22 protein-coding genes are annotated in these 20,183 nt (G+C 44.6%); 14 read left to right on the top strand and 8 right to left on the bottom strand.

Annotation, left to right across the window (positions count from 1 at the left end; genetic code table 11):
• Positions 1–32: 32 nt before the first annotated feature.
• Complete coding sequence (locus CHH91_RS21140; protein WP_286160659.1) at positions 33–161, top strand: hypothetical protein; 129 nt, start codon at positions 33–35, stop codon at positions 159–161.
• A gap of 9 nt (positions 162–170) precedes the next feature.
• Complete coding sequence (locus CHH91_RS01485) at positions 171–440, top strand: hypothetical protein (protein ID WP_095221280.1); 270 nt, start codon at positions 171–173, stop codon at positions 438–440.
• 72 nt (positions 441–512) lie between these two features.
• Here CHH91_RS01485 and CHH91_RS01480 read toward each other — a convergent pair whose 3' ends face one another.
• Complete coding sequence (locus tag CHH91_RS01480; protein WP_095221278.1) at positions 513–1,481, bottom strand: cation diffusion facilitator family transporter; 969 nt, start codon at positions 1,479–1,481, stop codon at positions 513–515.
• A gap of 18 nt (positions 1,482–1,499) precedes the next feature.
• Complete coding sequence (locus tag CHH91_RS01475; RefSeq protein ID WP_095221276.1) at positions 1,500–1,808, bottom strand: ArsR/SmtB family transcription factor; 309 nt, start codon at positions 1,806–1,808, stop codon at positions 1,500–1,502.
• Positions 1,809–2,290: 482 nt separating this feature from the next.
• On the opposite strand from CHH91_RS01475, the gene CHH91_RS01470 reads away from it, so the two are divergent.
• The 3 genes from CHH91_RS01470 to CHH91_RS01460 all read left to right on the top strand — a co-directional run bounded on the left by CHH91_RS01470 (position 2,291) and on the right by CHH91_RS01460 (position 8,148).
• Entirely contained in the window at positions 2,291–3,880 is a 1,590-nt protein-coding gene (locus tag CHH91_RS01470; protein WP_095221562.1) for a SulP family inorganic anion transporter, read from the top strand.
• 205 nt (positions 3,881–4,085) lie between these two features.
• A complete protein-coding gene (locus CHH91_RS01465; protein WP_095221275.1) occupies positions 4,086–5,960 on the top strand; it encodes a S8 family peptidase in 1,875 nt (624 codons plus the stop codon).
• 109 nt (positions 5,961–6,069) lie between these two features.
• The gene (locus tag CHH91_RS01460; protein ID WP_095221274.1) at positions 6,070–8,148 is read left to right on the top strand and encodes a S8 family peptidase; all 2,079 of its coding nucleotides are present in this window, start codon (positions 6,070–6,072) and stop codon (positions 8,146–8,148) included.
• Positions 8,149–8,182: 34 nt separating this feature from the next.
• Here CHH91_RS01460 and uvsE read toward each other — a convergent pair whose 3' ends face one another.
• Complete coding sequence (uvsE, locus tag CHH91_RS01455; protein WP_095221272.1) at positions 8,183–9,139, bottom strand: UV DNA damage repair endonuclease UvsE; 957 nt, start codon at positions 9,137–9,139, stop codon at positions 8,183–8,185.
• A 192-nt stretch (positions 9,140–9,331) separates the two neighbouring features.
• Between uvsE and CHH91_RS01450 the strand changes: the two genes are divergently transcribed.
• From CHH91_RS01450 to CHH91_RS01430, 5 genes are all read left to right on the top strand, one after another.
• Entirely contained in the window at positions 9,332–9,844 is a 513-nt protein-coding gene (locus CHH91_RS01450) for a DUF4178 domain-containing protein (protein WP_095221270.1), read from the top strand.
• A 23-nt stretch (positions 9,845–9,867) separates the two neighbouring features.
• On the top strand, positions 9,868–10,536 hold the full coding sequence (locus CHH91_RS01445; protein WP_095221268.1) for a PspA/IM30 family protein: 669 nt from the start codon (positions 9,868–9,870) through the stop codon (positions 10,534–10,536).
• 95 nt (positions 10,537–10,631) lie between these two features.
• Positions 10,632–11,282, top strand: a complete 651-nt coding sequence (locus CHH91_RS01440; protein ID WP_095221266.1) for a DUF4247 domain-containing protein — start codon at positions 10,632–10,634, stop codon at positions 11,280–11,282.
• Between the two features lie 24 nt (positions 11,283–11,306).
• A complete protein-coding gene (locus CHH91_RS01435; protein WP_095221264.1) occupies positions 11,307–11,702 on the top strand; it encodes a DUF350 domain-containing protein in 396 nt (131 codons plus the stop codon).
• Between the two features lie 18 nt (positions 11,703–11,720).
• Positions 11,721–13,280 carry a polyamine aminopropyltransferase gene (locus CHH91_RS01430; protein WP_095221262.1) on the top strand — a complete coding sequence of 520 codons (1,560 nt, stop codon included), beginning with the start codon at positions 11,721–11,723 and terminating at the stop codon, positions 13,278–13,280.
• Here CHH91_RS01430 and CHH91_RS01425 read toward each other — a convergent pair.
• A complete protein-coding gene (locus CHH91_RS01425; protein WP_038563623.1) occupies positions 13,274–13,717 on the bottom strand; it encodes an Lrp/AsnC family transcriptional regulator in 444 nt (147 codons plus the stop codon). The two genes, CHH91_RS01430 and CHH91_RS01425, sit on opposite strands and share 7 nt — an antisense overlap.
• Before the next feature lie 214 nt (positions 13,718–13,931).
• Here CHH91_RS01425 and CHH91_RS01420 point away from each other — a divergent pair, with 214 nt between their 5' ends.
• The 4 genes from CHH91_RS01420 to aguB all read left to right on the top strand — a co-directional run bounded on the left by CHH91_RS01420 (position 13,932) and on the right by aguB (position 17,409).
• The gene (locus CHH91_RS01420; RefSeq protein WP_286160658.1) at positions 13,932–14,543 is read left to right on the top strand and encodes a YitT family protein; all 612 of its coding nucleotides are present in this window, start codon (positions 13,932–13,934) and stop codon (positions 14,541–14,543) included.
• 60 nt (positions 14,544–14,603) lie between these two features.
• Entirely contained in the window at positions 14,604–15,419 is an 816-nt protein-coding gene (locus CHH91_RS01415; protein ID WP_095221259.1) for a DUF2785 domain-containing protein, read from the top strand.
• Between the two features lie 77 nt (positions 15,420–15,496).
• Positions 15,497–16,528 (top strand): agmatine deiminase family protein, encoded by a 1,032-nt coding sequence (locus CHH91_RS01410; protein ID WP_095221257.1) that lies wholly within the window; start codon positions 15,497–15,499, stop codon positions 16,526–16,528.
• A 5-nt stretch (positions 16,529–16,533) separates the two neighbouring features.
• Positions 16,534–17,409 (top strand): N-carbamoylputrescine amidase, encoded by an 876-nt coding sequence (aguB, locus tag CHH91_RS01405; RefSeq protein WP_095221255.1) that lies wholly within the window; start codon positions 16,534–16,536, stop codon positions 17,407–17,409.
• A 33-nt stretch (positions 17,410–17,442) separates the two neighbouring features.
• Here aguB and CHH91_RS01400 read toward each other — a convergent pair whose 3' ends face one another.
• The 4 genes from CHH91_RS01400 to CHH91_RS01385 form a co-directional block, all read right to left on the bottom strand.
• A complete protein-coding gene (locus tag CHH91_RS01400) occupies positions 17,443–17,769 on the bottom strand; it encodes a YnfA family protein (RefSeq protein ID WP_095221253.1) in 327 nt (108 codons plus the stop codon).
• A 68-nt stretch (positions 17,770–17,837) separates the two neighbouring features.
• Complete coding sequence (locus CHH91_RS01395; protein WP_095221560.1) at positions 17,838–18,737, bottom strand: glycine betaine ABC transporter substrate-binding protein; 900 nt, start codon at positions 18,735–18,737, stop codon at positions 17,838–17,840.
• Positions 18,738–18,756: 19 nt separating this feature from the next.
• Positions 18,757–19,506, bottom strand: a complete 750-nt coding sequence (locus CHH91_RS01390; RefSeq protein ID WP_095221251.1) for an ABC transporter permease — start codon at positions 19,504–19,506, stop codon at positions 18,757–18,759.
• 13 nt (positions 19,507–19,519) lie between these two features.
• Positions 19,520–20,183 (bottom strand): ATP-binding cassette domain-containing protein (locus tag CHH91_RS01385; protein ID WP_141234109.1); only part of this gene is annotated, 664 nt, incomplete at its 5' end.

Genomic DNA, 20,183 nt, shown 5'->3' with positions numbered 1-20,183 from the left:
AAGGAGCAGGCTGAAGAGAGGGGCAGAAGAGGTTGGATCCCGAAAAGAAGAGCGAACAAGTTTCGCGTGCAGAGCTCTTGGAAATACAGCTGAAGCTTCGGGGAGATTTCCAACAGGAAATCGACAGTATCAAGGAAGACTTGGTTAGCATCAATGAGTAGCTGCTTCCTTTGGGAAGATGGCTGGAAAACATTGAGAGCCACACTGGAAAGATGGCAGATACCTTGGAAAAGCAAAAGGAAGCACAGGAAAAGTTTATGGAAAGACTATTTGAACAGGAGAGGAATATACAAGAACTCCAGTCCAATATGACTTTCAAAAATGAAAAGCTACGTGTCAGTGGTGCTATCTTGATCAGCATCATATCTGTGCTTGGTGCTGGTTACGGTGTGGTCATGCTATTTGGAGAACGTTTAGCAGAATTTTTATTTGGTAACTAGTTACACCGAACAACTAGATAGAGGTTTTGCTCCTTCCATTAAAAAGACGAGGATACTAGTATCCTCGTCTTTTTAATGTGTATGAACATGAGCATGGGAGCCGGCATCATGCTGGCACATGAGTGATTCTTCATGTGTGTGGGCGGCTGTTTCCATTTGGATAGTCACATGACCGATTCCTAAGTGCTCCAGATCATGCTCAATCTTGCGCAGCATGGCCTGACTCTGCTCTATTAGCAAGTCACCTTCCACTACTGCGTGGCAGGAAAGGGCATTCTGGCCGCTGGTAATGCTCCATACATGCAAATCATGAATGGCAATGATACCAGGGGTTTTTTCTATACAATCAATTATCTTAGTCATTTCGACGTTCCGTGGCGTCCCTTCCATGAGTACATGAATGGCATCCTTTGTTACTCGCCAGCCACTTATTATTACTAGGGCGGCTACAATGACACTTGCGACTGGGTCGGCCCAATTCCAGCCGAACAGAAGCACGAGCAATGCAGCTGCGATAGCACCGACAGATCCGAGCAAATCCCCGATTACATGTAAGAAGGCTGCACGTACATTCAAATTTTCACTCGTATCACCTCGCATCAGGATCCAGGCGACTAGAATATTAACAAGAAAACCAATGACAGCAATGATCAGCATACCGCCGGAAGCAATCTCCGCTGGATCTCGGAAACGCTGGACTGCTTCATAGAAAATGTAGAGGGATACAAGGATAAGAGTGACGCCATTGAATAAGGCAGCCAGAATCTCGAATCGCTTATAGCCATATGTTTTACTATAATTAGCTACTCGTTCGCCGAGTATAAATGCAAACAGGCCGACTCCGAGAGATACAGCATCACTAAGCATATGTCCGGCATCAGACAGCAAGGCAAGGCTGTTCGTAAGAAAACCCCCGATTGCTTCCAGCACCATGAATCCAGCTGTCAGGATAAAACTTATCAGTAAAGCTTTTTTATTCGCATTATGTCCGTGATGGTGGTGATGATCATGTCCATGATCGTGTGCATGTCCGTGTCCCATACATATTCCTCCGGTTTATTAGTTATGGCAGGCGTGATTGATGGCTTCTGTCAGTAAATCGATGACATGTTTGTCATCGTGGGAATAATAGATCGTCGTGCCTTCCCGCCTCGATTTCACGAGCCGGATTTTCTTCATTGAGCTCAGCTGATGAGAGACGGTGGACTGATGCAGCTCAAGCTTCTCCGCTATTTCATTGACACTGTACTCCTTATCGAGCAGTAAGTGCAGGATTCGGATTCTAGTCGGATCGCCGAGGGCTTTGAAGATTTGCGAAACATGTGTCAATCGTTCTTCTGTCAGTTCCGGGTGTGTGTCGTACTTCATATGCAGACGCTCCTCTTATTTGCTTATATGCATATATTAGCATATATAAATACTCTAAGCAAATTCTAATCTTTCTCTTATTTATAAGAATTCTAACAATCTAAAGAGGAGATTAGGATGATAACCAGCTTCTAAACATGTGATTAGTCACAGGCAGAAAGGGACAGGCAGAAAGTATTGATAGGAAGGATTAACTTACAAACATTTTACAAACGAACCTCTATAGAACGACGTTTACTAATATTTTACGAACCTAGCTTCTATGTGAGCAGGAAGATAGTTAGGATTAAGAAACTAAAGTAAGTAAAGACGCTTTTATGAGAATAGCAGGATTTATAGCCAATGGGTACGATATACAAATTTCAGCTTTTGTCGAATACTTGATTCCAACGAATCTGTAAAGGAGGTTGCAGCAGGACGCTTCTTGCAATGTATGCAAACTGAAAAGGCAAGGTGACAACAAAAAGAAGGGTAGTGATGAAATGAAGAGACTTGGAAGATATAGCGGCTATAATTTACAAGCGCTGCGTCGGGATATCATTGCGGGAATCATTGTCGGTATCGTGGCCATCCCGCTTGGAATGTCCTTTGCTATTGCATCAGGAGTGAATCCTGAATATGGACTGTATACAGTCATCATCGGCGGTCTGCTTATTTCATTGCTTGGTGGATCGAGGTTCCAAATCGGCGGACCAACTGGAGCATTTGTTCCGATTCTCTTAGTTGTTGTCATTCAATTTGGCTATCAGGATCTTCTGGTGGCAGGCATAATGGCTGGGATATTGCTCGTCATTTTCGGCCTGCTCAAGCTCGGGAGTTTGATCAAATTCATACCCCGGCCAGTAGTAGTCGGTTTTACAGCAGGTATCGCGGTCATTATCTTTTCTGGGCAAATCGGGAATTTCACGGGCATTCAGGCTAAACAAGAAGAGGGATTCCTCCCGAAAATGCAAGCTCTGCTTGCAGCCGCGGATACAATCAATCTATACAGCTTGATCATTGCAGGTGTATCCCTTGCTGCCATTCTCCTCACGCCTAAGATCTTGCCAAAAGTACCAGGAGCACTGGCGGGCTTGATTGTATCGACAGTTGTAGCAGTCCTGTTTTTCCAAGGACAGGTGGCAACCATCGGCAGTGTGTACGGTGATATACCGAGCCAGCTGCCGCAGCTCCACTTACCCGCTTTCACATTGGACAAGATTATCTACCTGCTGCCATCTGCAGTGGCCATAGCCTTGCTGGGCGGAGTAGAATCACTCCTGTCTGCTACAGTTGCTGATAATATGGCGAAAACGAAACATCACAGCAACAGAGAATTAATCGGTCAAGGAGTGGCGAATATCGCTGTCCCGCTATTCGGAGGTATTCCAGCGACTGGAGCAATAGCCCGGACAGCTACCAATATACGGAGTAATGCATTTTCTCCGGTATCCGGAATGGTGCATTGTGCCTTTGTCCTGATCATTCTGCTTTTGCTAGCTCCTTATGCTTCTGCTATCCCGCTTGCCAGCATGGCTCCGATTCTAATGGTAGTTGCATGGAATATGAGTGAACGTAAAGAGGTCGCCCATATTATCAGGATGCGTACATTTGATTCCTTCATTTTGATTGTCACCTTCGCGTTGACAGTCCTTGCTGATCTGACTGTCGGTGTGGGGTGCGGATTATTACTAGCATTTGTCGTTTTCGTCAAACGCATGAGCACTGTACTATTTGTAAAAGACGAACAAATTCAAGTAAAAGAAACCAATGGTGTACGGATGTGGCAATTTGAGGGGCCCTTGTTCTTCGGATCTACAGATATCCTGGAGGAAGTTGTGGAAAAGACGATACATGAGGAACCAGATTCCCTTATCCTTGATTTGCAAAAGGTTTCTTATATGGATACATCCGCCGAAGCGGCTTTGCATAAACTCGTCGATCATTATGAAGCGGATGATAAGCAGCTGCTTTTCCTTGGTGTCCACGGACAGCCGAAGCGTTTGTTGCATAAAACCGGTTTGCTGGCTAAGGTCGGGGAGGAGTTTACAGTCAATAAGAGGGAGGAAGCTGTCCGGATTTGTACTTCCTGAGGATAGATAACCTCTGTATAAAGATTTAACAAAAAACAGCAAGCAACCCGCATGGTTTACATGATGTGGATTGCTTGCTTATTTCTTGTTAAAAAATACTAATCTCTTAACCAAAATTCTGATTGATTCGGTGTCAGACATTTTATATCGGCTAATCTGTACCGATATAAATAGCAGGATTCTATTATTGAGGGGAATATTGCAAATGGATAAATTTTTAATGAAGCAAAGTATCTTTGCTTTGCTTCTAGTCGGTTTAGTGTTCCAGCTGCCAACTGAGAAGGTATATGCGGAAGAAGAAAAACGGATGGTCGTCGTTTATGAGAACGAACAGGGTGAAAAAACAGTTGAGGCTAGTGATGCTGCGATTGAAGAACAATATGAACACTTTTCGGCTGCAGCAATAGCTGCGGATACAGCTACAATAGATAAATTGAAGAGTGACCCGGATATTAAATATGTGGAACCAGACAGCAGGATCAAAATTGCTGAGAGCGGTGACACGCAGCCGGACGAAACAGTGGTTTCGGATCAATGGAATCTTGCTGCCATTGGGGCTCCTGCGGCATGGCATGACGGTCTGACAGGAAAAGGTGTCAAAATTGCCATCATGGACAGCGGGATCGCTGCCCACGAGGATTTGCAAGTAGCCGGAGGTATTTCGACTGTCGATTACACAGAATCCTTTGAAGATGATGAAGGTCACGGTACACATGTAGCGGGAATCATCGGAGCAAAACACGATGAAAAAGGAACAGATGGTATAGCACCGGATGCAGATCTTTTTGCTGTCAAAGTACTTGATGGTACCGGGGAAGGATATCTTTCCGATTTATTGGAAGGAATCGATTGGGCTATTTCCAATGACATGGACATCATCAATCTGAGCATGGGTACTGCAGATGAAAGTAATGCGCTGGAAGAAGCTATGCAAAAGGCTTATCAAGCAGGCATTTTGTTAGTTGCCGCCAGCGGCAATGAAGGAGCTGGATATCCAGTGGATTATCCTGCTGCTTACGAGCCTGTCATTGCTGTTTCTGCTACCGATTCTGAAAACAATATCGCTGCATTTTCATCGGTTGGGGAGAAGGTGGAGTTTTCCGCACCAGGAGCAAATATCAAGAGTACATTGCCAGGCTCCGGTTATGGAATCATGAGTGGCACATCCCAGGCAACGTCTCATGTATCTGCTTTACTTGCTATATTGAAGCAGCAGTTCCCCGCTGATACAAATGAACAATTAAGGGTACGGCTGCAACAGTATACCAAGGATCTCGGGCAGGAAGCGCGTGATCAGCTGTATGGTTACGGCTTGATTCAATACCCTGCTCCAGTACAGGATGAAAAGCTTCCCTCAAATGACTCGGAGGGAAGCATGTCAGGAGATACAGGAGATGAAGTAAAGGAAGATAGAGTCACAGCTGGGGAACTCCGTATTTTGGCAACTAAATTAGAAATGACAATAGATGAACTGGCAGATTTGTTTGCTGCACATGGCTTCGATTTATACAACTACCAAAACCTTGATGAAGTTAATGACGTAATCTATCAAAATATAAATGGAGTGTCTGTACATTTCCTTTTAGAAAAAGCGGGATTGGCTCGAGAGCAGCTTGATCAGCAGCTTGCAGCTGAAGATCTAACACTTGATGATTTTAATACCCTCGAAGAACTGTCAGCATATATAAATGAATTGGAGCGGCATATTGAAAACGGGGAAAATCAGCTGGGTACACCTGAAGGGAATGACGAAGAAGGTGATACAATTCAGGATATTTCCGTGAATGACGATCTGACTGAGAGGAATTCAGTCCATGTACCGGTTGAGTCTGACCCTGCTGAAAAGGAGAATATTGATTCAGGGGCAGTGCAACAGATTGACGAATCCAATAGAGCAACAGACGAGATTATTTTCACATATAAATCAGCTGGCAAAGCAAATCCAGAAGAACAACAAGGAAAGCAGCTGCCGGATACAGCCTCCCCGATTGGGAATCTGATTGCGGCAGGGGGCATGTTAGCTGCGGCCGGATTAGTACTTTATATGAGGAACCGGCGCACTAAATTTAGAAGCAGGTAATGGAAGCTATCAATCTTTTTTGAAACTCTTGTATTAGCTATTATGTTTTCCTGATTTGGACCGATATAAGTATCATGAAATTCACTTAATCGAAAGGAAAATTACGCGAATGATGAAGGTTTCGATAAAGGGCCTATTTCTTGTTTCGTTGTTGCTGAGTCTGACTTTCCTGTTTCCGGCTGTTAAAACATATGCTGAGGAAGAAAAGCAGATGATTGTCGTGTATGAAAATAAGAAGGGAGAAGAAGCAGTTCAGGAAAGTGATGCAGCAGTCGAAAAGGAATACGATAATTTGCCGGTGGCTGCGATCACCGCTGATACCGGAACGATCGAGGGATTGAAGGAAGATCCGGACATTAAGTATGTCGAGCCGGACGTTAAGATTTCAGTTTCCGATAACGGAATTACAAGCATTCGAGCTGTAAAAGACGCTGCATCTCCAATTTTAGATCAATGGAACTTAAAGCCAATCCAGGCGTCCCTTGCCTGGAACGAAGGCTTAACTGGTAAAGGTGTCAAAATTGCCGTAATAGATAGTGGAATATATCCACATGAGGATTTAAAAATAGCAGGGGGATACTCCGCTGTAAGCTATACGTCCTCTTATAAAGATGATGAAGGGCACGGGACGCATGTGGCCGGTATCATTGGAGCAAAGCATAATCGATATGGAACCGATGGTGTTGCACCGGATGCACAGTTATATGCAGTCAAAGCGCTGGATAATGCCGGCCAAGGAAATCTCTCGGATCTGCTGGAGGGTATCGATTGGGCAATATCCAATAATATGAACATTATCAATATGAGCATGGGAACTGCTTATAAGAGCATGGCATTACAGGATGCTGTGGATAAAGCATACCGGAATGGCATCTTGCTGGTTGCAGCAAGCGGGAATGAAGGGGCAGGCCGACCATTGGATTATCCGGCAGCCTTCGACAAAGTGATTGCTGTTTCTGCTTCTGATTCGCAAAATAACATCGCTTCCTTCTCTTCAGTAGGAAGTAAGGTAGAACTATCTGCGCCAGGAGCAGATATTACAAGCACCTATCTTGGTACCTATTATGCGATGATGAGCGGAACTTCACAAGCCACACCGCATGTGACAGCGATGCTTGCGCTATTGAAACAGCAATACCCGAATGAAACGAATGATCAGCTGCGCACACGTTTGCAGCGATATAGCAAGGATCTTGGGCAAAAAGGCCGGGACAGTCTATTTGGTTACGGGCTAGTCCAATATCAGTCTGAGAAAGATAAAGGGTATCAGCCGGCCTTGGAGGCCGTTGAGCTAGCTGAGAAGACTAGCAATCAGGGAAACTATGATACAGCACAGAAACTTGTAGCGGCCTTATCGAATAATAAGGACAAGCAGAGTTTGCAAAAGCGGCTTGATAAAGTAAAACAAGCGCTAACGCTACAGGAAACAAAGGATAAGGTTACCAAAGCGGAGAAGAGCAAAAATAAAGCAGATATTGATGCAGCGCAATCCGCCATCAATAAAGTTACAGATAGCACTGAAAAGAAAAACCTTCAGAAGCGATTGGATAAAGTGAAACAAGCTCTAACGCTGCAGGATGCGAAAGACAAAGCCGCCAAAGCGGAGAAGAGCAAGAAGAAAACAGATATTGATGCAGCACAATCTGCCATCAATAAAGTGACAGATAAAACCGAAAAGATTAATCTGCAAAAGCGCTTAGATAAGGTAAAGCAAGCTCTGCTAGTACAGGAAGCAAAAGACAAAACCAGTAAAGCGGAGAAAAGCAAGACTAAAAAGAATGTTGATGACGCCCAGCAATCTGTGAAAAAACTGACTAATGGCAAAGACAAAACAGATTTGCAGAAACGCCTTGATAAGGTGAAGCAGGCCCAAATCAAGTCTGCAAATGATCTAGTGAAGGCAGCGGAGAAGAACATTAGCGATTCTAATATTCAGAAGGCACAGAATGCACTCAAGGAGCTGCAATCCGGCAAGGATAAGGATAATCTGCAAAAGCGTCTTGATAAAGTGAAGGTAAAAGCGTCAGATGCAAAGAAACTGAATGATGCTAAATCGAAAGTGAAGAAAGCAGAGAAAGACAAAACGAAAAAGGCAAAGCAATCTGCTCAGTCGGCAGTTGATAAGCTGAAATCCTCTACTGAAAAGAAAAATTTACAAACCCGTATTAAAGCAATCAAAGTGAAATGAAAACAGGCATTCCGATGATGGAATGCCTGTTTTTTTATAATTCTACGGTGGCCTCGCCGATTCTTTTTACACCTCTAATGCGAGCGACATCCTCTGCCAGCTGTAACGCAGCTTTATCCTTTTGTTTTGCTTCAATCATGAAATCCACTGATTGGTCGATTTCTTTCAAATGCTTGATCAAAGGCATCAGGAATTCCACATCTACATAATCAGCATGACTGCGGTATGCCTTCTCTGATTTAGGAGAAGACGTATGGATTTTTGGGACATGTTTACGTTCTTTCCATGTGGCCATAAAACGCGGAAGAATGTCTTCTAATGGTTCTTCTTCTGTATGATTTGCCATGTAATGATGGATATCGAACATCATTGGAATGTTATGTCTCTCGCATACTTCCAACGTTTCAGTTGTTGTATACGTTTTGTCATCGTTCTCCAGCGTCATCTGTCTCTTGATCGGATCAGGAAGCTGCTTGATATTTTCGTGGAAACGCTCCAGGGCAAGTTCTTTGTTTCCGTATGCTCCGCCTACATGGATGTTGATATATGCTTCGTCTTCTAATCCCATAGCAGTCAGCATATTGTAATGGTATTGCATATCTTTAACAGCATTTACAGTAATATGCGGTTTATCGCTTGTAAAAAGGGTAAACTGATTCGGATGAAAGCTTACACGAATACCGTAATCCCGCACGAGCCTTCCGATCTCCTCGTACAAGTCAGTGAAGGGTGTAATATAATCCCATCCTACTTCCTCATGTGTCGCCAGTGGCGCAAGAGAGGAAGAGAAACGGTAAAGTTTGATCTGATGGGCAATATTATAGTGAAGGATTCGAATCGTCCGCTCCAGGTTTTCCCTTGTGAGTGCTTGCAGCTGTGCCAATCTTTCTTCTTTCTCAAGATTGGACCACCTGGCAAATGTCATGGTTTTTGCAGGCGATGCTTCATATAAATTCAATGCGGTAGATACGTAGCCGAAACGGATGATCATAAAATTTCTCCTTTGTGACAATCTGTAGCTATTTTCCCCTTCTTTTGACATTGATAATCCTGTTTCGCCGGAGCAAGTGCATGCATGTATGACTGTACACCTGTATAATTAGAGACAAGCAGGAAAAAAGTTTGAAACCTTCTGTATCCCTGCCCGTATATAAGATACAAGATAAGAGGATGGTGAAAGGTTTTGGGTATTCTTTCCCGTATATTCAAGAAAAAGTCCCCTGAGCGTCCTGCTGTAAGGGAACGCAATGCACTGTCCATCCAAGTGGGCGACATTGTCGAATACGACTTGGTCACCTATGAAGTAGTCGGAAAAATCACTTCCCGTCAAGGGAGCTATGAATGGTTCGACTACCAGCTGGTGGAAGGGGATACGATCCTTTGGCTCTCTGCTGAGATGGATGATGAACTGGAGCTGGGTATATATAAAAAAATTCCGCTTTCGGTATCAAAACCATATCCGAAGCAGCTGACGCACGAAGGCCGTACTTACTTCCTTGATGAGCAAGGTGAAGCTCGAGTCGTCGGTGAAGGAAGAAGTCGTAATGTGAATGGCTCAATCGTCCATTTTGCCGATTATTATGATGAAGATGAAGAGCATTTCCTTGGTCTGGAAGGCTGGGGGAGCGAAATTGAAGTCAGCTATGGTTATGAAATCAAACCGCGTGAAATCAAAATCATTGCGGGTTCAAATTAAATTAATTAAAGGGAGCGAATTGTATGTTTAAATTTTTTAACCGTGTAAAAACAGTCGTAAACTCAGAATTGAATGCAATGCTTGATAAAGCAGAAGATCCGGTGAAAATGCTTGATCAGTTCATGCGTGACATGGAAGCAGATATCCGTGAAGCAGAAACAGCGGTAGCGAAGCAAATTGCAAACGAAAAGATGCTGAAACGCAAATACGATGATGCCAAGGCAATGGCAGATAAACGTCAGCAGCAAGCGGAGACAGCGATTGAAGCTGGCAATGATGATTTGGCTCGCCGCGCTTTGGAGGATAAGCAGACGCATCAGCAGACTGCTGATTCACTTTACGCATCATGGGAGCGTGCATCAAGTGATGTAGCGTCCATCCGTCAGAAGCTGGATGAGATGAAAAAGGAATACGGTGAAATGAAACTGAAAAAAGATTCCCTCAAGGCACGTGCAGAATCTGCCAAAACACGTACAAAGATGAACCGTACAATGTCCAATATCGGCAGCGACGAGTCTCGCGGCGGTTTCGAGCGCATGGAAGAAAAAGTATTGCAGTATGAAGCGGAAGCTGAGACGAGCGAGGATATGTCCCGATCTAACCGATCCCTGGATGATGAATTCGCTGCTCTTGAGAAGAATGGTGTAGACGATGAGTTAGCTGCCCTGAAAAAGAAAATGGGTAAAGAATAAGCAGCCATAGCCATCGGCAGGCTGACCCTTGCGTGAAGCAAGGGTTTTCGTCTGTCTGCTTTACATAAGGAAATCGAAAGAAGGGAGGAGCCTTCATGAAATACTGGCTGGCGGGTCTTTGCCTTGTATTTGTTGTTATTCTGGCCGGGTGCGGTAATTCCGATGAGCAAACTGCTTCTGTCAGCGAAATACCTGATGAACCGGATAAGGAGACAGTCACGTCTAAATTTGAGAATAGTGCAGGTGAATCGATCGAAACATTGATTGACAACAACTTTTATTTGCTTGATGTTGTTTCCGGTGAAAGACGCGGCAGTGCAAATGTGTATGCTACACGCCTTTATACAGTAGATGAATTGGAAGAGTTATTTAAGCAAGCCGAAGGTCCGGATGAAATCAGCGACAAGAAAAACGGACAGCTGATGATGATTTATGACGATGTTTTCATTACCTTGAAACCGAGTGACGAAGATAGCGATGTCACATTGATGGAAGTAGCAGATCGTACATTTGTCCGAAATAACTACTCACCGAACTATTTGAATACATTCTTTACATTTGCTCTGTTGAATTCCCTCTTCGGCAGTAACTGGAGCCAGAACAGAATGGATACTTGTCAGAATGGCGGCTGTTATGGCGGCTACACGTCGACATATCGGTCGAATGATGATGGCGGTGGCTCAGGCGGCAGTACGAGACGCGGTACGTCCAACTATCGAGGCGGCGGACCGGATGCAGGTAAATAATCAAAATTAAGGAGGCATAGAATCATGAATCCATTTTTATCGACTTTTCTATACTTTATCATTGCAGTTGTGATTGTCATCATCGGACTTATCATCTTTGAACTGATCACACATAAGTACCGGGACTGGGAGGAAATCGAAAAGGGCAATACAGCTGTAGCTTTATCTATCGGCGGTAAGATCATCGGAATCTGCCTTGTTCTGTCATTCTCCATTTACCACAGCAGTGAACTTTGGGAAACACTCATCTGGGGTGCTTACGGTGTTGTCCTGCAGATGATTGCCTACTTCGTATTTGAAGGTGTGACACGCCGATTTTCTGTTCAATCCAAGCTGAAAGAAAACAATATTGCGGTCGGAATTATTTCCTTAGCGGTTTCAATTGGTCTTGGGTTCGTCATCGGTGCGTCCATTACGTAAGCTAAAAGCAGTTCGGAGATGAAAGACATGCAGCAAAAAGTAACAAATAAAACCTCATTTATTTATTGGGCTTCAGGTATCGTTTCCATATGCGGTATTATATTTGAAGTTTTGTTCGGGGCATTAGGTTCCTATATTCTCGGAGATGGTGTGAAGCAATATACACTCACCATCTCTTTGTTTTTGACTGGTATGGGGATTGGTGCCAGCATAAGTGAGCGTGTGACGAAGCGACTCATTCTAGCATTTATTTATATCGAATTTTTCGTAGCTTTGATTGGTGGATTTTCTAGTTTTACGATGTTCGGGATCACGGCATATACCCCTGATGGGACTGACGCGTTCTATCTCTATTTCGTCACAATTATCGTTGGTGCGCTAACCGGAGTGGAGCTGCCGATTCTGATTAGGAAGGCGAATGAGATCGGTGAGACGATAGGTCGGAGTACAGCACGTGTTCTGTTCAGTGATTATGCAGGCGGACTGATCGGCGGTCTGCTTTTTGCCTTCCTGCTGCGTCCGCAGTTCGGAATCGTTAAATCAGCTTTTCTGGTCGGTCTAGTTAACTTAGTAGTTGCACTGGTCGTACTGTGGTTATTCCGGGAAGAAGTGAAGCGGGTTGCCTTGCATGCTGCAGTTGGTGTTGTCATTGGGATCCTGCTCATCCTGGGAGTCTTTTTCGGAGAGGAAACGGCGTTTTCGTTCGAGCAGAAGCTTTACGAGGATCCAATCATCCACATGGAACAGAGCCAATATCAAAAGATCATCCTTACCCAGGATGGAGATGACCTGCGGCTGTATTTGAATGGCGGATTGCAGTTCAGTTCATTTGATCAGCACCGCTACCATGATGCGCTAGTGCATCCGGTCATGTCCCAAGCCAAACAGCATGATCATGTGCTCATACTTGGCGGAGGGGATGGATTAGCAGCAAATGAAATCCTGAAATATGACGACGTTCAAGACATTACCCTGGTCGACCTCGACCCTGCTGTAACAGAAATGGCTAAGACAGAGTCGAGACTGCTGGATTTAAACAATCGCTCTCTGCTGAATGACAAAGTCACTATCCACAATCAGGATGCCTTCACTTATCTGAAGGAAACGGACCAGATTTATGATGTGATCATCGTTGATTTGCCCGATCCGAATGACGAGAGCTTGAACAAGCTATACACTGAGGAATTCTACTCTCTAGTGCGAAATCATATGCATCCGGAGGGTGCAATGATTGTCCAAGCCACTAGCCCGGTGTTCGCGACTGAATCTTATTGGACAATAGACGAAACGATCCGCGCAACGGGGCTTGAAACAGAGAATCTGCATCTGGATGTGCCAAGTTTCGGTAACTGGGGATTTGTGATGGCCAGCAGAAATCCGATTGACCCAGAAAATCTAGAGGTTACCGTACCAACCGAATACTTAAAATCTTCCATGATTCCTGGAATGACAGAATTCGGAAAGGATGAGGATAAGGAAATCACTAACGCGGATGGAGAGAAAGTCAGTCTTCGCCCAAATACATTGGTTGATCCTCATTTGATTGAAATCTATCAACAGGAATGGAAACATTATTGATCTTCCCTAGGCAATAACGCTCTATAAGCTACTGGAGATGTCAATACTGTTGAAGTATTAAATGCGCCATACGGAATCAGCCGGTCGATCAATTCCCGCATGCCATTCATGTCAGGGACTGCTGCCTTCAGCAAATAATTGATCGGTCCGGTCACCCTGTGGCATTCAAGTACGGCTTCTTCCTTTGCAATCAGATTTTCAAACTCCAAATGGGGGATCTTCAATTCACTAACCTGGATGAACAACAGGATATCCAATCCAACCTTCGCATGCGCAACTCGGGCTGTGTAATGCTCGATAACACCGCGCTCCTCAAGCCTTGCCATCCGCTCTGAAACACTCGGCCTGCTCAGTGCTAGCTTCTTGGATAATTCGCTAATTGTGATTCGGCCATCATGCTGCAGCAGCTCCAGCAGTGTACGGTCGATGTGATCCATATAAACGCTCCCTTTCACATTGCAGGTAAGTTCTGCATATAATTTTCATTATGAAACTCGAATCAAGATATTGCCTGCAAATATCTATTCATTTCTCGTGTTATTTATTCTAACATAGAAAGTGAAGAAACAGGATGTCGTGATTATGTTCGCTCATATTGTCCATTATGGGCGTGTTTCAACATGGATTTTAACTTTGAGAGGAGCAATTCGTTTGCCGCAAAAATATCTGAAAATCGTTCTTGGCTGCTTCCTGGCCAGCATCGGCTTGTATATGCTCAAAAGTGCTGAGCTGGTAACAGGCGGAACAGCAGGGCTTTCCTTAGGATTATCCTATATACTGTCTATGCCTTTTGGTGTCGTCTTCTTTATCATTAACATTCCATTCTATATCTTTTCATTTATTAATATGGGATGGCGTTTTACGGTAACAACCATAGTATCCGTATCAATTTTGACGTTGTTCTCATTTCTCCATCCGTTTTATCCCGCTATTGAACTTCCAGGGATCGTTGCAGCTGTGGCAGGCGGTCTGATTGTCGGATTTGGCTTGATCATCCTTTTTGCGAATCAAGCATCCTTAGGGGGAGCAAATATTCTTGCGTTGTTCCTGCAGAAACGTTTTGGAACAAATCCTGGAACGATCAACTTTATATTTGATTTCTGCGTGGTCATGGTCAGCCTTTATTCAGTTGGTCTTGTCAAAGGTATCTATTCCATTGTTTCCATAGCAGTTACTTCATTTGTTATCAGCTATTTTAAAGAAAAATTCGCCAAACCACTTCCAAAACCGAATGCAGTACCGGTTGCCCAAGCAGCAGAGTGAACGAAGGAGAAATCCTTCGTTTTTTAATGGTATAATTTAGGTGTTAAGGGGGATGGTGAAATGGAAAGAGAAGTCTTAAAACAAAGGCTTGCAGATCTAGCTGAAAATGAAAAAGCTCCAGCTCCTATAGAGGATTTACTATTATCCATGCTCCCGTATATCGGTGATCATGATCCAGTGCTACGTGATAAATTGATTTATCGCTTGGCAGGCAATTGGGTCACAGAAGGTATGGTTCCTCCTGCAGTGATGATTCAGATTCTCGAAGAGCTTTTAACAGAACGATTCCTATTCAAAGAAGAGAAATACACAAGAAGTTTTACAACACTGTGGATTGCTGCTCTTTTATATCAACATAGAAGAGAAGCCTTCCTGAGTGCTGAGCTGACAGATCGAGTTTACCTAGTGTTCCGTGCTTATATCAAGCAAGAGACTGTAGGAGAAGGTTATGATGAAACATACGGATGGTCTCATACATTAGCGCATGCAGCTGATGCTATCGATGAAATGATTCAGTTGACGGAACTGTCGAATGATCAGCGCCAGCAGCTTGTAGAGGAAATGATAAACAAAATGGCTTTTCCATATCATATCCTTTCTCATGAGGAGGATGAGCGTATGGCCATAGCGATTCATTCTGCCTTGGAAAATGGACTGTCTCCGGATATAGTTGGATGCATGGTACAGGAAAAGACATCGGAAGTCATTGCCCTCTGGCCGGAAGTGACCGAAGCGAACCTGCGTATCCGCGCAAATTTTAAGCAGTTCATCCGCAGCCTTTATTTTTGTTCATCAGACTACCCATCCTTAAAGAAAACGTTACATGAATGTGAACAGTTATTTTCTGGTATCTATCATAAAAAGTCCTCTTTCTGATTGTTGTTCAGGTGCTTTTGTTATATGATATTCCGGAAAGTCTGTTTTAAAGAATCTATAATGAAGAGTGATGCGAAATGGAACAACATTTGACATATACAATGCCTCCTGAATGGGAGAAGCATGAGCGTACGCTGATCAGCTGGCCTGTGAAGGAATCAATGGTCTATCCGGAGGATTGGGAAGCTGTATGTAAGGGTTATGCTGAACTGATTCTTGCGATTGCAGAATTCGAGCCGATCACCGTATTGGTGAACGCCAAGGATCGCGATGCTGCAGCTGCTTATGTAGGACAAGATGAAAATGTAACACTGCTTGAGGTTTCTCATAACGATGCATGGCTTCGAGATAACGGCCCGACATTCGTCCGGGACGAAGCTGGCAAACTGGCTGGTGTAAACTGGCGTTTTAATGCATGGGGAGAAAAATACTTCCCATGGGATCTGGATGATGCAGTAGCTCCGGCTGTTCTGAATCACTTCGGTGTGAAGCAATTGGATGCTCCATTAGTGTTAGAAGGCGGATCCATTCACGTGGACGGGGAAGGGACACTAATTACAACAGAGGAGTGCCTTTTAAACCCAAACCGCAATTCAGACCTTTCCAAGGAAGATATAGAAGCATATCTTCGAGAGTATCTTGGTATTGAAAAAGTGATTTGGCTGAAGCGTGGTGTCGCTGGGGACGAAACGGATGGACATGTCGATAATATCGCCTGCTTTGCCGCACCTGGTAAACTGCTGCTGCAGGTGACAGATGACCCGGAAGACGAGAACTATGAAATCACTCAAGAGAATCTGCGCATTCTTGACGAGACGAAAGATGCGAAAGGGCGTCAGATTGAAGTGATCGCTATCCAACAGCCGCCTAAGGCTGCCTGGAACGACACGCGCTTGACTTTGAGCTATATTAATTTCTATTTTGTAAATGGAGGCATTATCCTTCCTGTTTTCGGTAATACCGCAGCAGGAACGGATGAACGGGCAATCAAGTTGCTGCAGGAGCAGTTCCCGGATCGCCGAATCCGTACAATTGATGGACTAGCTATCATCAAAGAGGGCGGAAATGTACATTGTACAACACAGCAGATGCCTGCAGTAAAGGAGTGAAGTAAGTGAGAAAGGTAACTTTAGCAGCTACACAAATGGCTTGTTCCAGTGTCGTTGAAGAGAATATCGCTAATGCCGAGAAGCTTGTTCGCCAAGCGGCAGCTCAAGGTGCGAATGTCATCCTGCTACAGGAGTTGTTTGAAACACCATACTTCTGCCAAAAGGAAAAGCCTGCTTACTACGCGTTTGCGACTGAGCTGGAGCAAAACAAAGCAGTGCAGCATTTCAAACAAGTGGCGAAGGAGCTTGGAGTAGTACTTCCAATCAGCTTCTATGAGAAAAAGAACAATGCAAACTATAATACAGTCGCCATGATTGATGCCGATGGCTCGGTGCTTGGCATTTATCGGAAAACGCATATTCCGGATGGACCGGGCTATGAGGAGAAATATTATTTCAGCCCTGGGGACACTGGCTTTAAAGTGTGGGAGACGAAATTCGGGAAGATAGGCGTAGGCATTTGCTGGGATCAGTGGTTCCCGGAAGCAGCGCGCAGCATGGCGCTTCAAGGAGCGGAAATCCTGCTGTATCCTACAGCAATTGGATCCGAACCGGAGGATCCAAGCATTGACTCAAAGGATCACTGGCAAATGTGTATGCGAGGACACGCAGCAACCAATTTGATGCCTGTTCTGGCTTCAAACCGGATTGGTGTGGAAACGGATGAGGATTCCTCTATCACGTTCTATGGTTCTTCGTTTATCGCTGGACCGCAGGGGAATTTGCTGGCGGAAGCAGGACGTGCAGAAGAAGAAATCCTTACTGCTACGTTCGATTTGGACGAGCTGGCTATGCAGCGTGTGGAATGGGGGCTGTTTCGTGACCGCCGTCCTTCCATGTACCGTAATATCTTAAGCTCTGATGGTTCAACAACTGTATAAAATGAAAGCTGCCAGTCTATGCTGGCAGCTTTTTTAATGTCGCGGAGCCCAGAGCATGACAGCGACGCCTGCTACACATAAGCCGGCGCCTATCCAGTCATACATATCCGGTGTTTCTTTGTCGATGAACCAGCCCCATAGAATGGAGAGTACAATGAAAACACCGCCATATGCTGCATACACACGACCGAATGTGGGAAATGTCTGGAAAGTGGCAATCACACCGTACATGATCAAGGCGATACCGCCTAAAAATCCAAGATAACCTGGTCTGCCATCACGTAGCCACATCCAGATCAAGTATCCGCCGCCAATTTCGGCAATTCCTGCAAGCAAAAAAATGAATATCGATAAAAACATTCTTTTGTCTCCTAGTATGTAATACATCTATGATAGCGCAAAAAAACGACCCTGTCCGGGTCGTTTTCTTAGTTCTTGAGTAAATTATTTTCGTCGAGGAAGTCCTTGGCTACACGTTCTACACTCTTTTGCTCAATATCCACTTGGTAGTTCAGCTCACGTAAAGTATCCTCTGTCAGAGCATTCTGGAGCGGTTCCAGTAATTCTGTCAGCTCTGGGTACTCATCCAAGGTTTCTTGATTGAAGGTGGCCGCATAATTGTAAGAAGGGAAGAATTTTTGATCGTCTTCCAATATCTTTAAATCCATCGAATTAATTTGCGGATCAGTTACAAAAGCTTGAGTGACATCAATCTCATCATTTTTCAATGCTGTGTAATAAAGACCGATTTCCATTTCACGGATATTGGGATCAGGAACTTTGAATCCATAATATTCTTCTAATCCAGGCATTCCATCTCTCCGATTTGCGAATTCCGTCTCCATCCCGAATCGAAGGTCTTCGGGATTTTCTTTCGCGTAAGCTGCCAAATCACTTAAAGTTTCAATGCCCAACTCATCGGCTTTTTCTCTTTCCATAACCAAAGCATAAGTATTATTAGCATCGGTTAAGTTTGTCCAGGCAATGCCGTTCTCCTTATCCAATTCCCGAACCTTTTGCATTGCCTCATCTTTATCTGCAATCGGTTCTTGATCCAAATAGGTGACAAGTGCTGTACCAACATATTCCCAAGACATATCAACCTGGCGGGTTTCGATAGCTTGACGCATGGCAGAGGAGCCGAGATTTTGAATCTCTTCAACATTATAACCGTTATCCTCCAATATGAAGGCTGTCATTTTGGCTATTACCAGCTGCTCGGTGAAAGTTTTTGCTCCGACGGTAACGGTTTTTCCGCCCGGACCGCATGAACTTAGCACAACTAGTAAAGCAGTTAATAAAGCAAATAGGGTCAATCGTTTTCTCATCAATTCAGGTATCCTTTCTTCACGAATTTTGTGCTTTTCTAGCAAGACGGAGTCCTTTTGGCACTAAGGCGAACTGCAGCCACTTGAATAGATAGTCAATCACGATAGCTAGCAGTGTGACAGGAACGGCTCCGGACATTAAGAAAGCATTATCGAAGAGACGGATACCAGTGAAAATCCATACACCCAGTCCGCCGGCACCGACTAGATAGGCAAGTGCAGCGGTCCCGATATTGATGACCAATGCTGTCCGCACGCCCGCAATAATCGAGGTGAGTGCATTCGGCAGCTCGATCTTCCAAAGGATTTGCGTGTTTGTGAGTCCCATTCCTTTGGCTGCATCAATCATATTGTCGTCAACGGAATCCAGGCCAGCAATCGTATTTTGTAAAATAGGCAGCAGGGAATAGACGAATAAGGCAACTACTGCTGCGCTGATTCCAATACCTAGGAAGCCCATGGCGAGTGCAAGCACAGCTAAACTCGGGATAGTTTGCCCAAGATTCGCGATGCCTACGATCAGCCATTCGGATTTACGGAACTTTGGCCGTGTAACGAAGATGCCTAGTGGTACTGCAAGCAGCACAGCAGCAGCTCCTGAAAGGAGTACAATCGTAATATGCTCCCCGAGTAAGCGCAGGAAAGTATCCGGCTGTTCCCAGATTTTGCTGAACATATTGTTGGCGAATGCCCACACAAAGAAGGCGATGAGCAGTGCCCAGAAGATAAGCTTGATAATCAAGGCGATGGTCTTGTTTGTCCGGTCCATGATTACAGCCCCCTCAGACGCTCTCCTTGATCTCACGGTGCAGGAACTGCTCGATCAAGTCCAAAGTAATACTTCCTTTGCGAGTACCATTGTCGTTCTCAACAATCAGCTGATCAGCTTCTTGATTTAAGATCTTCGATATAGCCACACGCAGGGAAAGGTTTTCGTTGATATCCTGAGAATCAGGTGATTCCATAACAGGCTTTAATGTAATTGCATCGGCAAGGTCTTTCACTGTATACAGACTCATGCTCTTCAGTACGCGGTCCTGACCGACGAATTCTGCAACAAAGCTGTTGGCTGGTTTGTTCAGCATTTTGGCCGGCTCCGCGTATTGCATCATTTTGCCGCCTTTGAGCAGGGCGATTTTATCTGCCATCTTTACCGCTTCGTCAATGTCATGGCTGACAAACAGGATCGTTTTCTTTAGCTCTTTTTGAATTTGCAGGAATTCCTCTTGAAGATGGGTGCGGATGATCGGATCCAGTGCACCGAAAGGTTCATCCATCAACATGACTGGCGGATCAGCAGCCAAGGCACGGGCCACGCCGACACGCTGCTGTTGACCCCCGGAAAGCTCATGCGGGTATCGTTTTCGATATTCATCTGGTTTCAAGCCTACAAGTTCCATCAGCATATTGAAGCGATCACGCATTTTTTTCCTGTCCCAGCCAAGC

It is taken from the genome of Virgibacillus sp. 7505 (genome assembly GCF_002272135.1).
In the GTDB taxonomy this organism is placed as follows: domain Bacteria; phylum Bacillota; class Bacilli; order Bacillales; family Amphibacillaceae; genus Terribacillus.
The sequence above is the reverse complement of the archived record's forward strand: the minus strand, read 5'-3'. Positions and strand labels throughout refer to the sequence as shown.

Bases quoted from the DNA above. Each gene is read 5' to 3' on its own strand.
- CHH91_RS01460 (WP_095221274.1), top strand. From the start codon at position 6,070: ATGATGAAGGTTTCGATAAAGGGCCTATTTCTTGTTTCGTTGTTGCTG.
- CHH91_RS01470 (WP_095221562.1), top strand. From the start codon at position 2,291: ATGAAGAGACTTGGAAGATATAGCGGCTATAATTTACAAGCGCTGCGT.
- CHH91_RS01395 (WP_095221560.1), bottom strand. From the start codon at position 18,737: ATGAGAAAACGATTGACCCTATTTGCTTTATTAACTGCTTTACTAGTT.
- CHH91_RS01390 (WP_095221251.1), bottom strand. From the start codon at position 19,506: ATGGACCGGACAAACAAGACCATCGCCTTGATTATCAAGCTTATCTTC.
- CHH91_RS01425 (WP_038563623.1), bottom strand. From the start codon at position 13,717: ATGGATCACATCGACCGTACACTGCTGGAGCTGCTGCAGCATGATGGC.
- CHH91_RS01415 (WP_095221259.1), top strand. From the start codon at position 14,604: ATGGAAAGAGAAGTCTTAAAACAAAGGCTTGCAGATCTAGCTGAAAAT.
- CHH91_RS01465 (WP_095221275.1), top strand. From the start codon at position 4,086: ATGGATAAATTTTTAATGAAGCAAAGTATCTTTGCTTTGCTTCTAGTC.
- CHH91_RS01480 (WP_095221278.1), bottom strand. From the start codon at position 1,481: ATGGGACACGGACATGCACACGATCATGGACATGATCATCACCACCAT.
- CHH91_RS01400 (WP_095221253.1), bottom strand. From the start codon at position 17,769: ATGTTTTTATCGATATTCATTTTTTTGCTTGCAGGAATTGCCGAAATT.
- uvsE (WP_095221272.1), bottom strand. From the start codon at position 9,139: ATGATCATCCGTTTCGGCTACGTATCTACCGCATTGAATTTATATGAA.
- CHH91_RS01440 (WP_095221266.1), top strand. From the start codon at position 10,632: ATGAAATACTGGCTGGCGGGTCTTTGCCTTGTATTTGTTGTTATTCTG.
- CHH91_RS01445 (WP_095221268.1), top strand. From the start codon at position 9,868: ATGTTTAAATTTTTTAACCGTGTAAAAACAGTCGTAAACTCAGAATTG.
- CHH91_RS01435 (WP_095221264.1), top strand. From the start codon at position 11,307: ATGAATCCATTTTTATCGACTTTTCTATACTTTATCATTGCAGTTGTG.
- CHH91_RS01430 (WP_095221262.1), top strand. From the start codon at position 11,721: ATGAAAGACATGCAGCAAAAAGTAACAAATAAAACCTCATTTATTTAT.
- CHH91_RS01410 (WP_095221257.1), top strand. From the start codon at position 15,497: ATGGAACAACATTTGACATATACAATGCCTCCTGAATGGGAGAAGCAT.
- CHH91_RS01475 (WP_095221276.1), bottom strand. From the start codon at position 1,808: ATGAAGTACGACACACACCCGGAACTGACAGAAGAACGATTGACACAT.